The following is a 13,992-nucleotide window of genomic DNA, read 5'->3' as shown; positions in this document are numbered from 1 at the left end:
TCTTGCAAAGTAGAACTAATCAAAACAGAATCTGCATAAACATCAACTTCTCCAGGATAAATTTCCAAACCACAAACATCTTCAATTTCGCAAATCTTCGTCGAGAAATTCAAAGAATTTGGAATTTCAGATTCAATAAATGAATTTATTTTTGTCAATTCGCCATCTAAAACATCTTGTCGCAAAGTTTCATTTTTTGAAATAGTATTTAGAATATTCGATTCAATGTTATAAGCATAATCGCCAAAATCTGAAGTTTCATTTTTTTCAACTACCACAAAAACTAAAAATCCCGCAAGCAACATTATCGCAAAAACCGCCTCGACAATTCTTATCCAACCTTTTTTATTTACCATATTTTTAAATTTAATATCAAATTTTTTATATTGGCATTTTCATCAATCACTTCAACATTAATATTTTCAGAATAAATATTCACTCCAGACGGCTCATTCATCGTCGCATTAATTATTTTTTTACCATTTATTTCCTGCAAAATAAATTCAAAATCATTTCCAGAAATTCCAATTTCTTTTTTCAAACTTTCATAATCAGAATAATAGTTCTCTTCCAATTTTTCTACTTTACTCACTAACAAAAATTTTTCATCTTTTGTAACCCCAAAACTATACTCGCCATCAGAAAGAGCAACACAATCTTCATCAAAATTTCCAGAAGAAAAATAATCAGAAAAATATAAACTATAAACTCCTGCACCTTTATTTTCTAAAAAAGTTTTATCAGAATTCTCAGAAATTATTTTTTTTTCGTCTTTGAAAGCAACAACCTTTTCTTCAGAAATTTTATCAACTGAAAAACAATCACCTACCGACGCAGTTTGAATTATTAAAGTGCTTGTCTTAACATCAATCTCCGCATTTTCATTTATCCATTTTTCAATAATACTTAACGAAACTTCATTCGAAGAACTTGTCTCTAAAGGATTAAAAATCGCAAATAACAAAATCAAAAAAATTACAAACAAAGAAAACGAAATCATCATTTCAACATGGCTTAAAGATTTTTTTGATTTCATACAAATAACTGCGCCCCCGTAGATATTATTACTGCCATAATTATAAGTATTACTGAATGTTTAATTCCAGCTTTCAAACTTCCTGAAGAAAGTTTGCCGATTATCAGTCCAGCAAAAAGTCCTTGAGTAATTAAAAGATACAAAAATGGCGTCGATAAATCTTCTGCAGAAATTGAACTCGTAGAAAGTCCGACATCGCCAATCGTTCCCAAATTAGTCATTCCCGTTGTCATCGGCAAGATTTTAAATTGCATAACTAAAACAATAATTATAAAAATTAAATAAATAATATATCCCTGAACAACCAAACTATATATCGCCGACTCGCGTTCTTTTTTCAATTTTTCTATCGTGCTAATCGAATCCGCAACAGAACTCAAGATTACTTCAATATTTCCGCCAGTTTGTTCTGCTTCCTTAATTAAATTTACAGCCCGCATAATCGTCGTATTTCCAATGTCTCTTGCAAAAATATCAAATGAATCTTTAACAGGAATTCCTAAACTAATTTGATTTGCCATTTTTTGAATATGCGCAGACAAAGCCCCATAATTTTTATCTTTAACATTCATTATACTTTTACTTATCGGAACGCCTGATTTAACTCCTTCAACCAAATCCCTCGCAAATTCCAAAAACATTTCTTCTTTTTCTTTTTCTTCTCCAGCTCCAACAATCAAATAAATCAAAAATGGCAAAGCACAAATTATCAAAGCAATCGCAAAAATAAAATAAAAAATATTTTCTCCTCGGAAAAAAATAAAATCTGCAATTAGAGTTATCGCTGCAAAAATAATTCCAAACATTTCTATTTTATTTATTTTCATTAGTATGTTGGTTGTTTAAAGTGAAGGAATACGAGGAAAAAAATATTTATTAAAATAACTATCAAAACTATAAGCAAAGTAATCATATTCAAACTTATACTTAAACCAAGTCCGCCTAAACTCATCAGAAAAAAAGTCAGCATTAAAACCAACGGCGCCGCAATCACTAAACTAATATAAATATTCATAAATGTCTCTGCAAGTTTTGTATATCTTTCTCTTTCCAATCTATAATTAAACAATAAACTTTCTGCACGTTTATCTAAAAAATTTGTCAAACTTGTCCCGCTAGTTACAGAATTTGCAAGTCCTTCAAAAAGTTCTTTTAGATTTTTGCTTGAAGTTTTTTCAGCAGCCGCCCTCAACGCCGTCGTTAAATCATATCCGTAAATATTTATATAATTCATAACTTTATCAATTTCACCTTTTGTGCAAGGATATTCATCGCCTGACTTAGAAATAATCTGAAAAATTTTGCTTGGCTCAATATTTGACGACGCAATTGCAGACATATTTATTACCACAAAAGGAAGTTCTTGCTCAATTTTTTTTCCAATAGTTTTCGCCTCGCTTGATGGATACAAATAAAAAATAAAAAAAGTAAATAAAGGCAGAGCAATAACAACCCAAAAATTTTTAACAAATCTCATTCCAATTTCCCCCGAAGAAATCGTTATAAAAGGAAGAGTTCCAGAAATATCAAAAAATAAAAGAAAGATAAAGATAATCCAACCTGCAAAAAATGAAATCAGCGTCGATAAAAGCATAATAGAAAGATAAGTATTTAGCAAAAGTTTTATATTTGCTTTTCGCAAATCAGAATTTAATTTAACAAAATATCCTTTTTCCACAAAAGAATTTGAAATATCAAAAAATAATTTGCTCGAAAGTTTTGTAAAATAATTTGTTTTTCTCCCTTCGGGTTTCTCCATTTTTTTAACAGCAGCTTCAGAAATTTCAATAGATTTTATAAATTTTGGTTTATCTTTTTCAGGAATTGAAACAGAAATTCTTTTCTCGCCGTCAATCATTCTCCTCGAATAATCCATCTGAACAAGATTAGATTTTTTTTCTTCAGGAGCAAGTTTTTTTATTATTTCAATTTCATCGAGCAAAGCAGGAATAGAATCATTTATTATTTTTATCTGGTTTTTCAGAGAATTTATATAAGGGTTTTTATTTTTCCCTCGACTAATTTTATAAAGCTCCTCAGCGAGTTGCTCTTCATGATTAATATTTTTTTCAAGTATTTCAATGCTCATCTTAAAATTTTAGAAATTTTTTCTTGTATTTCTATCAAATTTCTTTTTGAACTTTCTAATTCAAGATATTTATTTTTCTGATACGCTTTTTTCAAATTATTAAAAGAATCTTTAAGAGTTTGTATTAATTGAAGAAGAATTTTAGCGTCGTCATTTTCCATTTTATTGTATCCCCATGCTTTGAAGCAACCCGTCTGGATTTTTATAAAAATCATTTATAATTTTCTGAACCATGTGCGCGTCAAAAATTTTTCTTTTAGTTAATTCATAAAGCAATCGAACTCTTCTTGAAAAATCATACATAATTTTTTCATTCGAAATTCCATATCTCTCAGAAATTTTTTCAAATGTCTTGCTACTTTTTTTAAAATAAAATTTATCTTCAGCAGGATTCCAAGAAAAAGGAGTATTTGTAATTGCCTCGCCATCTGGACTTACATTTACAATTTCTGTAACTTCTCGCAATCTTCTTGTCTCTTGTTTATTTGCAACAACATGGCTCATAACTGCAACAGCGTCGAGAATATTTAACAAAGTTGGCGACAATTCTATCGGCGGCGTTTCCAATCTTTTAATAACTGTATCAACAGAATCTGCATGAAGAGTAGAAATAGACGCGTGCCCTGACGCCATTCCCTGAAATAAAACATATGCCTCTTGTCCTCGCACTTCTCCAACAATTACATAATCTGGATTTTGTCTAAAACTATTTTTCAGCAAAGAATATAAATCAATCTCGCCAAATTTTCCAAGCCCAATTGCAGTTCTCGCAACAGAAGGCAACCAATTTTCTCTCAACAAATTTAATTCTCGCGTATCTTCAATCGAAACAACTCGCGATTCAGGAGGAATAAAAAAAGAAATCGCATTTAGCAAAGTTGTTTTTCCCGAAGCAGTTCCCCCAGTAATTAAAATATTACTTTTATATTGAATCAGCATCCAAAAATAAGCCATCATTTCAGGACTCAAGGTATTTGAAGCAATTAATTGCGTTGGTGTCCAAGGAATTTTTGTAAATTTTCTAATTGTAAAAGTCGGACCCTTACTTGTAATATCTGTTGTATAAGTTGCATTAACTCTGCTCCCATCTGGCAAAGTCCCATCCAAAATCGGCGACGCATAAGAAATATATCGACTCGCCCTCTGAGCAAGTTTCTCGACGAAACTTGCAAGTTCGTCGATAGAATTAAATCTCAAATTCGTTTTCAAACTTCGGTAAAGTCGATGAATTATATAAACTGGCGTATTTATTCCATTACATTCAATATCTTCAATAAAATAATCTCTCATCAACGGCTCAATTTTATTCAGCCCAATAAAATCCCGAAAAAGATAATAAAAAACTTTCTTGTAAGTATTTTCAGAAATATCCAAACCAATCTCATCAATTAACATCCTCGCTGTTTTGTCAATATAATTTATTAAGCTGTCCTGACTTTTTTCAACAACGACATTCAAATTAATTATTTCTTTCATTCCTGCTTCTATTTTTTCCAAAATTTCTTTTTCTTTTTCATCTAAAATCGGTTCTTCAATTCCATAAACCATTTCAGAATTTTCTTTATCCCAAAAAATATGTGCAGAAGCATAAGGAGAAATCAAAGTATATCTTATATTTGCTTTTGTCTTGTCCTGTATTCTCAACAATCGCGGAATTGCAGGCGAAGTATTTATCAACAAATTATTTTTTTCTTCCATATTCCCTTTTTTATTAATAGAAAAATATTCTATTTAAACTTAACTCTGTCCTCGGGAAATTAAGAACTTTCTATATCAATTAATGCAACCCCGCCGTCGATTTTTTCATTTTCAAATCTAATTCTATAAGCAACAGAAGCGCTCGAAAGTTTTTTTCCTTGTTCCAAATTATTATAAGTCAATTCAAGATTTCCAGAATAATCAATCCAAATTTTCACATTAGTTGTTTTATTAACTTCTGTAAAAACATTCAGAGTCCCCAAATTTAATTGCGTCGCAGGAATCTCTTTATTCGCTTCAGAATAAGTATAAGCACTATCTTCAAGAATAAATTCAATTTCATTTGCAGGTGCATTAAAAATTAAATTTCCTTTTTGCAAAGTAAAAACAACATAGCGAATATTTCCAGGAGCAAGAGAAATATCAGAGAGAACTTTATCAATATCTGAAAGTGCAGTTATCGTCTGTTCAATAATTGCTTTATCTCGTATCGCCGCGATTTTTGGCGTCGCAAAAGATAAAATTAATCCTATTACCGTCAGCCCTATCAAAGTATAAATTACTGTTTCAATCCAAACTTGAGATTTTTTTAACATTCTAAAATTTTCACCTCTGCAGATTCATCGCAAGTTTTTTCATTTACAATTGGTGCAACAACAACCCCATCAGGAATAAAATCCAAATCAAAAACATAAGTTCGCTCTTCATTTTTTCCGGGAATTTCAAGAGCCGCAGAATAATTCCAATACATTTTTACTTCATCTGAATTAGGAATTTCAAAAGTTTTACTTTCAACTTCATTTCTCAAAGAAACCAAAATCCCGTCGATGTCAGCATCTTTTAATTTTATATTTACATAAATTTCCTGAGAATTTTTATTATAGCAAGTCAATTCATCTTCGACAACTTCCAATTTTCCAAGAACATCATAACAGGTTTTGCTGTCTTCCAGAGAATTTTTTATAAAAGGAACTACAACTGAATAAACAATTGCAAAAATTCCTAAAGTTATCATAACAATCAACAGCATTGAAATAACCTCAGAAATCGCTTTATTATTTCCAGAATAATTATTTCCCATTAAACCTCCTGTCCAGTTTCTTCGTCGCAGGTATAAATTTTATTTTCACTTCCAGAATTTACAAGAATTGCAGGAATAACAATTATTTTCTCATAAGAAGAAATATCTGTCTCAACAGAACCAGTCCCTCCAACAATAATTCCATTTTCAAATTCAAAAGATTCTGTCGTAGATTTTCCCGAACTAACTTTTTTTATTGTAACTCCAACAATCGGAACATTTCCATTATTAATTATATCAATCCCGTCGCTGAAAGCACTCACGCTTATATCAACATCATTGCAAGCTTGTTCAGCTGTCTCGCCAAATTTTTCAAGTTCTTCTCCAAAAAAACCTTTTGCCCACCAATAAATAATTACTGCAATTAAAATTACAAGTGTAATTAACAAAATCGTCGCAATCATTGGCGAAACCCCTTTTTTCTTTTTTATCATATCTCCACAAACATTTTTATCTATTTAAATTTTAGTGCAATTAATTTCTTCACTAATTATACTCTCTTCACATAAAATTATTTTACTTCCCAAAACAAACGGCTCAATTTCAACACTAATTATCTCTCCATATTTTTCATAACTAAAATTTGCTTGATATTCTTTTCCTGGTTCTAAATCTTTTGAAAAAACAACTCTTCCAGCTTCTTTACTTTCAGTATCTTCTAACATTATTGTTCTCGCTCTTCCACTTTCATTATTCGCTCGAATATAAAATCCTGAAATATCAAACAGCCCTTTATTCAGCAAATTTAATTGCAAATATCCGTCGCTGCAAGCATAATTTTTAATTATTAGAGAAACATCTTCAGGACAATTCTCATTATCTTTTGGAATATTTAGCAAAGTCCAAGAATAAACCAATCCGCCAATCGCAAGTGCAATCACAATCAACAAAACATACGCGAGCATCTCAGAAATCGCTTTTTTATTTTTAAGTTGTAACATAAGTTTCATTTCCTATATTTTTAACAAGAACAAAAAAGAAATTCTGTCCTTTATTCAACGAAAATTTATATTCTTTATCAGTAATATTTACAACCACATAATTCCCAAACTCGGGAAGCAATTCTGGAATCAAAGAAGTTTTCTCTTTATTTTTTCCTTCGACATCAACAAAAGTATTCACATTTCCAATTTCCAAACTAATTCTTCCTGTCGTAATATTGCTATAAGTAATCATACTCAGATTAGTTTCATTTCCATAAACAAAAACCAACTCGCTATTTCCTGCAAGTGCCTGAAAATAATCAGAATAAGTATCAGTAAAATTTTCCACAAGCACGTCGGTGTTTTGCTCTTGATAAACTCCATAATTAATTACACTTTCACTTTCAATTCCAAGTTCTTCTGACAAATCATAAAATTTTACAGGTGTCTTTGAAGTATTTACATAATTTGTAACTGCAACAAGTCCAGCCAAAACTCCAATAATAACTACTGCAATTAAAATATAAAACTGCCCTCTTTTATTCATAATTCTATTATAAGAATTTGATTTAAATATGTTTTTGTTATTAAAAAATTTTATGTAGACCAGGAGATAGCTCGACAAAAAATAAAAAGTTTATCTTACTCCTTCTCGGTTCTGCACTCCCACTAGCATCTGAACTCTTGTTTAGGGCTGCTCCGGTCAGGGACTGACCCATTTCGCAAAAGCAAGATCGAGCAGGACAAAACGTCAACGTCAGAGAAAGGACTTTTTAATCCTTATCTCACACTCTCCCTTGCAGCTTGCATAAAGCCCACTTGCAATCGGCGCAGGGCTAACGCGCCAGCCTGTCTACAAAAAAATAATAAAATCTGACTATATAAGTTTTATGGATTAGAGTTAATTTTATATATCTAAAATTTCTAATCATCCTATGAAAAAGAGCAAAACTTTAATCTTAATTTTTTCAGCACTAATTATTTTTATAATTATTTATTTCATTCCAGAAAATCTAACCGCAAATGCAATTTCTTCTATCCAAAAAATCCCAGTCCAAAAAGAAAATTTAATTTCATTCACTTTATTTTTAGCAGGAATAATAATTCCTTTTATGGGAATTCTAATTTTATTGTCAGGAATAATAAAGAATTTCAGAAAAAAGAAAATAAATTATTTATATCGCGCACAGGCATAATTATTTCTTTCTTTTTCTAACTACAAAAACTATAACTGAAGCTCCGAAGACAATTACTATAAAAATTATTACAGAAGCTAATTTATTATTTGTAATCGCCCCAATAACTGCTCCAGTAATTCCATTTCCAGAATTTTGCGTTTCTTCAGGAGCTGTAAGTGTTTGATTTGTAAATTCAGTTTCATTTGCTATTGTTTGATTAGAAGAAATAGTTATATTTGCACAATCTTTTGGACAGGTTATAGCAGTCTCTCCTGAATCACAAACATTATTTCCGCAAAAATAATAATAACTGCTTCCTCCGCCAGGACTTCCTCCATCAGAAGAAGATTTAGTCATTACAATATTTATAATCGCAAGATAACTATTATTTGTGCAATCATCGTCAGTGCAAATTTCTATTTTTCCCTCGCCATCTGTATCAGAACTTGAATAATCTCCATAAGATGCAGAAACTTTTACAGAATCATCTTCAGAACAATTTTCTTCAGGAAATCTTACTGCATAAGTGCCGTCACTTATACTCTTTGTATTTAATGAATATTCAGTCCCATTATGAGTGCAAGTTATATATACATAAGCATTATTTGCAGGATTTCCAAATGTCGAAGAATAAATCTGTCCTGTAACAAGTGTCTGCGCGCTTGCAAATCCAATACTAATTAGTAAAAGAAATATTACCGAAAATAATTTCCCCCCACTTTCCATTTTTTTAATAAATTTTTAGTATATTTAAGCATTATTATTCTGCAATATATTAATCCGAAGTCACAATTATTGTCGGCCCTGTAATTTCTTCAAACCAAAAGTGAATATCAATACTTCTATTTATTAAATTCGGGTCTTTCTGCATCGGATTCTCAAAATTTTTATCCAGAGTAATATCAATTACTCCCCTTTCAAAATTCTCCAAAATCGCAAATTCCTGAAATATCGTCGTCGTTTCATTATTTTTTATAGTCACATTATTTTTTTCAAGAACATAAGTTTTATTATTATAACCAAGAGCAATAGAATAATTATAATCCATATCAATATATTCTAAATTATGAATTGAAAAAGAAAAATTATAAGTTTGGTTAAGAAATAAATAAGCAGGAAGTTCTGTATGATTTTCAAAATACATTTCTGTAAGTGGCTCAATTCCAATCGGGATAAATTGCAAAGCCACGACAAAACCTGCGACAATCAAAACAAAAGCAATTGCAACATATTTCATAATTCTAAAAAATAAAACTGATATTTAATTCTTTCCTAGACAAAAGTAAGATTTATAAATTAACATTTTCTACTTTTGCAAGGTGATTCTGGGGTTAATATGAAAAAGATAACAATTTTGATACCTTGTTACAACGAAGAAAAAGGGATAGGGAAAGTTATAGATAATATCCCAACAACCGAACTAAAAAAAATAGGTTATGACACAGAAATTTTAGTTGTAGATAATAATTCTAAAGATAAAACTTCAGAAGTTGCAAAAAATCATGGTGCAAGAGTAATCTTCGAGGGAAAACAGGGAAAAACTTTTGCATTAAAAACAGGATTCAAAAACGCCAAAGGTTCTTATATTGTAACAATTGACGGAGATAATACTTATCCTGCTCAAGAAATTTCAAAACTTGTAAAAGCAATAAATGGGAATGATTTAGTCGTCGGTTCTAGATTTGATACTATCTGGAAAATCTCCAAATTATTTTATCCCAAGGAACTTGTTTTTAGAAGAGTTTTTGCAAATAAAGTCGGAGCAGAAATGGGGAGTATAATTCTCGGCAAAAGAATAACTGACGTCACAACTGGTCTAAGATTATTTAAAAAAGATTTATTAAGCAGAATCCCAGAAATAAAAGCAAAAGGACTGGATTTTGAAGCAGAACTAACTGCGCGAGTAATTTCAAATGGATTAAATTACAAAGAAGTAAAAATAGAAACTAATTTCAGAGAGGGACATTCTTCATTGCAATATTTTCGAGACGCTTTTAGATTTCTCTGGGCAATGATAAGAGGACGATTTTTCTAAAATGAAAATTGTGATTGTAAGCGATAGAGTTTATCCATTTTTTAAAGGCGGAGGAGAAAAAAGATATTGGGATTTATTTAACATATTAAAAGAAAAAGGACACGAAATCCATTTTTATACTGGACAATGGCCCGGAATGGAAAAAGAAATGAATATTAAAGGAATTTATCTTCATGGCGTTTATAGAGTAAAAAATTTTTATGTTAATGGCAGGAAATCAATAAAAGAATCAATAATCTATTCGTTAAAGTTATTTCCAGCATTAATCAAAGCAGATTTTGATGTAATCGACTGCGAGCAAATGCCTTTATTCTCGATGTTTCCAAGTAAATTTGCTTGTTTATTAAAAAGAAAAAAATTGATTGCAACTTGGCATGAAGCTTGGGGGGAAGAGTATTGGAAAAAATATCTTGGAAAAAAAGGAATTATCGGAGCGTTTATTGAAAAATTAGCTTCAAAACTTCCTGACAAAATAATTTCAATTTCAAATCATACAACAAAAAATTTAATCGAAAAATTAAAAGTAAATCCTCGGAAAATAATTAATCTTCCAAATGGAATTTATTTCAAAGAAATCCAAAAAATAAAATCTTCAAAAGAAAAGTCAGATATTATTTTTGTAGGTAGGTTACTTTCTCATAAAAATGTAAATTTTCTAATAAACTCTATTAAACTTTTAAAAGAAAAAAATGCAAAAATAAAATTAATAATAATCGGAGATGGTCCAGAAAGAAAAAATCTCGAGAATCTTTCAAAGCAATTTGGTCTAGAGAAAAATATTTTCTTTAAAGGATTTTTACAAGATGAAAAAGAAGTTTATTCTTTAATGAAATCTTCAAAAGTTTTTGTTTTGCCGTCGGAAAGAGAAGGTTTTGGGATTGTAGTAATCGAATCATTTGCTTGCGGAATTCCTGTCATAACAATAAATCACAAGGATAATGCAAGTAAAGATTTAATAAAAAACTCTGAAAATGGTTTCATAACTAATTTAAATGAGAACGATTTAGCAGAAACAATAAATCAAACAATTCGCCAAAGTAAAAAAATGAAATTTACTTGCATTAATTTAGCAGAAAAATATGATTGGGAAAATATTATTCAAAAATTCGAGGAGGTTTATAGTGGATGAAAAAATTAAAGATTGTTCAGACTCCCGCAAGATTTTATCCCTATATAGGGGGTGTAGAAAATTATGCTTTGGCTCTTTCTAGAGAATTAATAAAACAAGACAACAAAGTAAAAATTATATGTGCAAAAGAGCCAAATCTTAATGTCGAAAATCATGAAGGAATAAAAATAGATAAGTTAACTTATTTCGAAAAGATAGCAAACACAAATATTACTTTAGGATTACCAATTAAACTTTTAAAAGAAGATTTTGATATTATCCATTCTTATTTACCAACTCCTTGGTCATTAGATATTTCTGCTTTAATTGCAAAAATAAAAAATAAAAAGTTGATAATAACTTATTGTAATGATATCTATAGTAAAGAAGACGGATTTTTAAGAAGAATAATAACATGGTTATATGGCAACACTTTTCTTAAATTAAATTTATATTTAGCAGATAAAATAATTATTATACAGCCAAATTATATCAATTACTCTAATTATTTAGCCCCCTATAGAAATAAAATTATTTTTATACCGCCTGGAGTTGATATAAATAAATTCAAAAAAATAAAAATAAGAAAAATAAAAAACCAAATATTTTTTTTGAGTATCTTAGACGAATATCATAGGTACAAAGGATTGGATTATTTATTAGAAGCGTTAAAAGTCGTAAAAATAAAAATACCTAATATAAAATTAATTATTGGTGGAAAAGGAAAACTTTTAGAAGAGTATAAACGGATTATAGAACAAAATAATTTAACAAAAAATGTGCAATTTTTGGGATTTGTTCAAGATAAAGATTTAATAAAATATTATAATCAATCCCAGATATTTGTATTGCCTTCGATAAATAATAAAGAGGGTTTTGGAATGGTTTTAACTGAGGCATTGGCTTGTGAAGTTCCAGTTATATCGACAAGCATTGTTGGGGTTGCTGAAGACATTAAATCAAATAACTGCGGAATTATTGTTCAACCAAAAAATTCTCAAGCATTAGCAAACTCAATAATTCAACTTTTAAAAAATCCTAACCTCTTAAAAAAAATGGGGAGAAATGGGCGAAGATTAATTTCAAAAAAATATAGTTGGGAAAATGTTGCGAGTATAATTAAAAAAATTTATTATGGGGCTTTTATACAATGAATATCATTCAAATTTCAGCATATTTTCCACCAAGTCTTGGGGGACAGCAGCAACGAATAAAAGATTTGTCCGAAAACTTATCAAAAAAAGGTCATTCTATAGAAGTTTTTACCTCCAATATTGGTTGTCCAAAGGATAAACAAATAATTTCAACTAAAAATTTAAAAATAAACTATCTTCCTGCGTGGGAATTCGCTCACACTCCTATAATTCCTTCTTTATTTTGGAATCTTATGAAAATCCCAAAAGATTCTATAATGCATGTTCATATTGCACAACCATTAGTCCCTGAAATTGTTTGGCTTGTATCCAAATTGAAGAGGATTCCTTATATTTGTCATATTAGAACAGACACCGTGGCTTCTGGCAATCTTGGTTTTTTACTGCCCTTATATAAATCTTTTTTTCTTAGCCGCGTATTAAAAGACGCTACAAAAATAATTTCTTTAAATAAAGATTTTTATAATCTAGTAATTAATAAATACAGAATAATTAAAACGAATGTACATATAATTCCCAATGCCACTAATTTCAATATAATAAACTCCATAAAAAAGAAAAATGTTAATTTTATAAAACTCCTATTTGTAGGAAGATTTACCCCTGAAAAAAATATTGACAAGATTTTAATTGCTTTAACCAAAATAAATAATCTTAATGGTTTTAATATTCAATTAAACCTTATTGGAGAGGGTTTTGAAAAACAAAAATTAATAGAATTAACTGAAACATTAAAAATAGGCAAATCAGTTAAATTTAATGGCAGGGTCGAAGGCAAAAAACTTCAAGAATTTTATATCAATTCAGATATACTTATTTTACCTTCTTCAATGGAAGGATTTAGTTCAACTTTGTTAGAAGCAATGGCAACTGGAACCGCAATAATTGCTTCAAATATTCCTGGAACAAGATGCGTCATAAAAAATAATTACAATGGGCTTTTAATTGACCCTTCTCCAGAAAAAATTGCAGAAGCCATAAAAAAATTAATTGAAAATCCTAAATTAAGAGAAAAACTTGCAAGAAATGGATTAAAAGAAATTAAAAAATATTCTTGGGACAAAATTGTTGAACAAACTGAACAAGTTTACAAAGAAGTTCTAAACCATAAAAAATGAAAATCCTAAAAAAAACAAAATCCTTTTTCAACTACGACATAGAAAAAGATTTGCAAGAAGAAGAAACAAAAAAATTTGAAAGTATAAAATTATTTAGTGTTACAAGAAAATATTTATTTATTTTTCTTTTTAGTTTTCTTTTACTAATAAATATTTTTTTAATTCTCGATTTACAAATTTTTTATATTCGAGCAATTCTTTCTTTTATTTTTATAATTACAATTCCAGGATTATTAATTATGTTAATGTTAAAAATTAGAAAATTAAATTTTTGGGAATATTTGGTTTATGTCGTAGGATTATCTGTTTCTTTTATTATGTTCGCAGGACTTTTTGTAAACTGGACTCTTCCTTTTTTTCACATAACCGACAAACCACTTTCACTTTATCCAATTTTAATTTCGTTTGATCTTTTCTTTTTAATTTTTATGCTCTTTGCTTACAAAAGAAATAAGGACTTAAATTTTCAATTAACATTTCCAAAATTGGACTTATTAAACAGAATTTTTTTCATAGTCCCGATTTTTTTTCCGTTCATGGCAGTTCTCGGAGCTTTTATTCTAAATAATTTC

The 13,992-nt window shown here is 29.3% G+C and carries 18 protein-coding genes; 5 read left to right on the top strand and 13 right to left on the bottom strand.

All coding sequences use genetic code 11. The annotated features are described in order from the left end of the window. The 11 genes from PHC28_RS01460 to PHC28_RS01410 all read right to left on the bottom strand — a co-directional run. On the bottom strand, window positions 1-356 hold a 356-nt coding region (locus PHC28_RS01460; RefSeq protein WP_300095958.1), incomplete at its 3' end, for a hypothetical protein. Beyond that, window positions 350-1,036, bottom strand: a complete 687-nt coding sequence (locus tag PHC28_RS01455) for a hypothetical protein (RefSeq protein WP_300095956.1) — start codon at window positions 1,034-1,036, stop codon at window positions 350-352. The genes PHC28_RS01455 and PHC28_RS01460, both read right to left, overlap by 7 nt. Next, window positions 1,033-1,863 (bottom strand): type II secretion system F family protein, encoded by an 831-nt coding sequence (locus tag PHC28_RS01450; protein WP_300095954.1) that lies wholly within the window; start codon window positions 1,861-1,863, stop codon window positions 1,033-1,035. Before PHC28_RS01450 ends, PHC28_RS01455 begins: the two co-directional genes overlap by 4 nt. Next, window positions 1,863-3,125, bottom strand: coding sequence for a type II secretion system F family protein (locus PHC28_RS01445; protein WP_300095952.1), 1,263 nt, complete (start codon window positions 3,123-3,125; stop codon window positions 1,863-1,865). The genes PHC28_RS01450 and PHC28_RS01445 overlap by 1 nt, the downstream gene beginning before the upstream one ends. After that, the gene (locus tag PHC28_RS01440) at window positions 3,122-3,286 is read right to left on the bottom strand and encodes a hypothetical protein (protein ID WP_300095949.1); all 165 of its coding nucleotides are present in this window, start codon (window positions 3,284-3,286) and stop codon (window positions 3,122-3,124) included. Before PHC28_RS01440 ends, PHC28_RS01445 begins: the two co-directional genes overlap by 4 nt. A 1-nt stretch (window position 3,287) precedes the next feature. Beyond that, a complete protein-coding gene (locus PHC28_RS01435; protein WP_300095946.1) occupies window positions 3,288-4,823 on the bottom strand; it encodes a type II/IV secretion system ATPase subunit in 1,536 nt (511 codons plus the stop codon). Between the two features lie 59 nt (window positions 4,824-4,882). After that, complete coding sequence (locus tag PHC28_RS01430; protein WP_300095943.1) at window positions 4,883-5,419, bottom strand: hypothetical protein; 537 nt, start codon at window positions 5,417-5,419, stop codon at window positions 4,883-4,885. Further along, entirely contained in the window at window positions 5,413-5,904 is a 492-nt protein-coding gene (locus tag PHC28_RS01425; RefSeq protein ID WP_300095940.1) for a hypothetical protein, read from the bottom strand. The genes PHC28_RS01430 and PHC28_RS01425 overlap by 7 nt, the downstream gene beginning before the upstream one ends. Then, window positions 5,904-6,338 carry an archaellin/type IV pilin N-terminal domain-containing protein gene (locus PHC28_RS01420; RefSeq protein WP_300095937.1) on the bottom strand — a complete coding sequence of 145 codons (435 nt, stop codon included), beginning with the start codon at window positions 6,336-6,338 and terminating at the stop codon, window positions 5,904-5,906. The genes PHC28_RS01425 and PHC28_RS01420 overlap by 1 nt, the downstream gene beginning before the upstream one ends. A 24-nt stretch (window positions 6,339-6,362) precedes the next feature. Next, entirely contained in the window at window positions 6,363-6,845 is a 483-nt protein-coding gene (locus PHC28_RS01415; RefSeq protein WP_300095934.1) for a hypothetical protein, read from the bottom strand. Next, on the bottom strand, window positions 6,832-7,374 hold the full coding sequence (locus tag PHC28_RS01410) for a hypothetical protein (RefSeq protein WP_300095931.1): 543 nt from the start codon (window positions 7,372-7,374) through the stop codon (window positions 6,832-6,834). The genes PHC28_RS01415 and PHC28_RS01410 overlap by 14 nt, the downstream gene beginning before the upstream one ends. A 388-nt stretch (window positions 7,375-7,762) precedes the next feature. On the opposite strand from PHC28_RS01410, the gene PHC28_RS01405 reads away from it, so the two are divergent. Further along, complete coding sequence (locus PHC28_RS01405; RefSeq protein ID WP_300095928.1) at window positions 7,763-8,023, top strand: hypothetical protein; 261 nt, start codon at window positions 7,763-7,765, stop codon at window positions 8,021-8,023. Here the strand turns inward: PHC28_RS01405 and PHC28_RS01400 are convergent, their stop codons facing one another. Both PHC28_RS01400 and PHC28_RS01395 read right to left on the bottom strand, forming a co-directional pair. Continuing rightward, window positions 8,024-8,731, bottom strand: coding sequence for a hypothetical protein (locus PHC28_RS01400; protein ID WP_300095925.1), 708 nt, complete (start codon window positions 8,729-8,731; stop codon window positions 8,024-8,026). Between the two features lie 49 nt (window positions 8,732-8,780). Then, window positions 8,781-9,242 carry a hypothetical protein gene (locus PHC28_RS01395; protein WP_300095921.1) on the bottom strand — a complete coding sequence of 154 codons (462 nt, stop codon included), beginning with the start codon at window positions 9,240-9,242 and terminating at the stop codon, window positions 8,781-8,783. Between the two features lie 99 nt (window positions 9,243-9,341). Here PHC28_RS01395 and PHC28_RS01390 point away from each other — a divergent pair, with 99 nt between their 5' ends. Genes PHC28_RS01390 through PHC28_RS01375 form a run of 4 tightly spaced genes read left to right on the top strand, consistent with a single transcriptional unit; the run spans window position 9,342 to window position 13,420 of the window. Then, window positions 9,342-10,040: a glycosyltransferase family 2 protein gene (locus PHC28_RS01390; RefSeq protein WP_300095918.1), complete on the top strand. Its 699-nt coding sequence runs from the start codon at window positions 9,342-9,344 to the stop codon at window positions 10,038-10,040. A 1-nt stretch (window position 10,041) separates the two neighbouring features. Then, window positions 10,042-11,169 (top strand): glycosyltransferase family 4 protein, encoded by a 1,128-nt coding sequence (locus tag PHC28_RS01385; protein ID WP_300095915.1) that lies wholly within the window; start codon window positions 10,042-10,044, stop codon window positions 11,167-11,169. Next, the gene (locus tag PHC28_RS01380) at window positions 11,166-12,302 is read left to right on the top strand and encodes a glycosyltransferase family 4 protein (RefSeq protein WP_300095912.1); all 1,137 of its coding nucleotides are present in this window, start codon (window positions 11,166-11,168) and stop codon (window positions 12,300-12,302) included. The genes PHC28_RS01385 and PHC28_RS01380 overlap by 4 nt, the downstream gene beginning before the upstream one ends. After that, complete coding sequence (locus tag PHC28_RS01375; RefSeq protein WP_300095908.1) at window positions 12,299-13,420, top strand: glycosyltransferase family 4 protein; 1,122 nt, start codon at window positions 12,299-12,301, stop codon at window positions 13,418-13,420. Before PHC28_RS01380 ends, PHC28_RS01375 begins: the two co-directional genes overlap by 4 nt. The last annotated feature ends 572 nt before the right edge of the window (window positions 13,421-13,992 follow it).

Source organism: Flavobacterium sp., from assembly GCF_028712645.1.
Lineage (GTDB): Bacteria > Bacteroidota > Bacteroidia > Flavobacteriales > Flavobacteriaceae > Flavobacterium.
The sequence above is the reverse complement of the archived record's forward strand: the minus strand, read 5'-3'. Positions and strand labels throughout refer to the sequence as shown.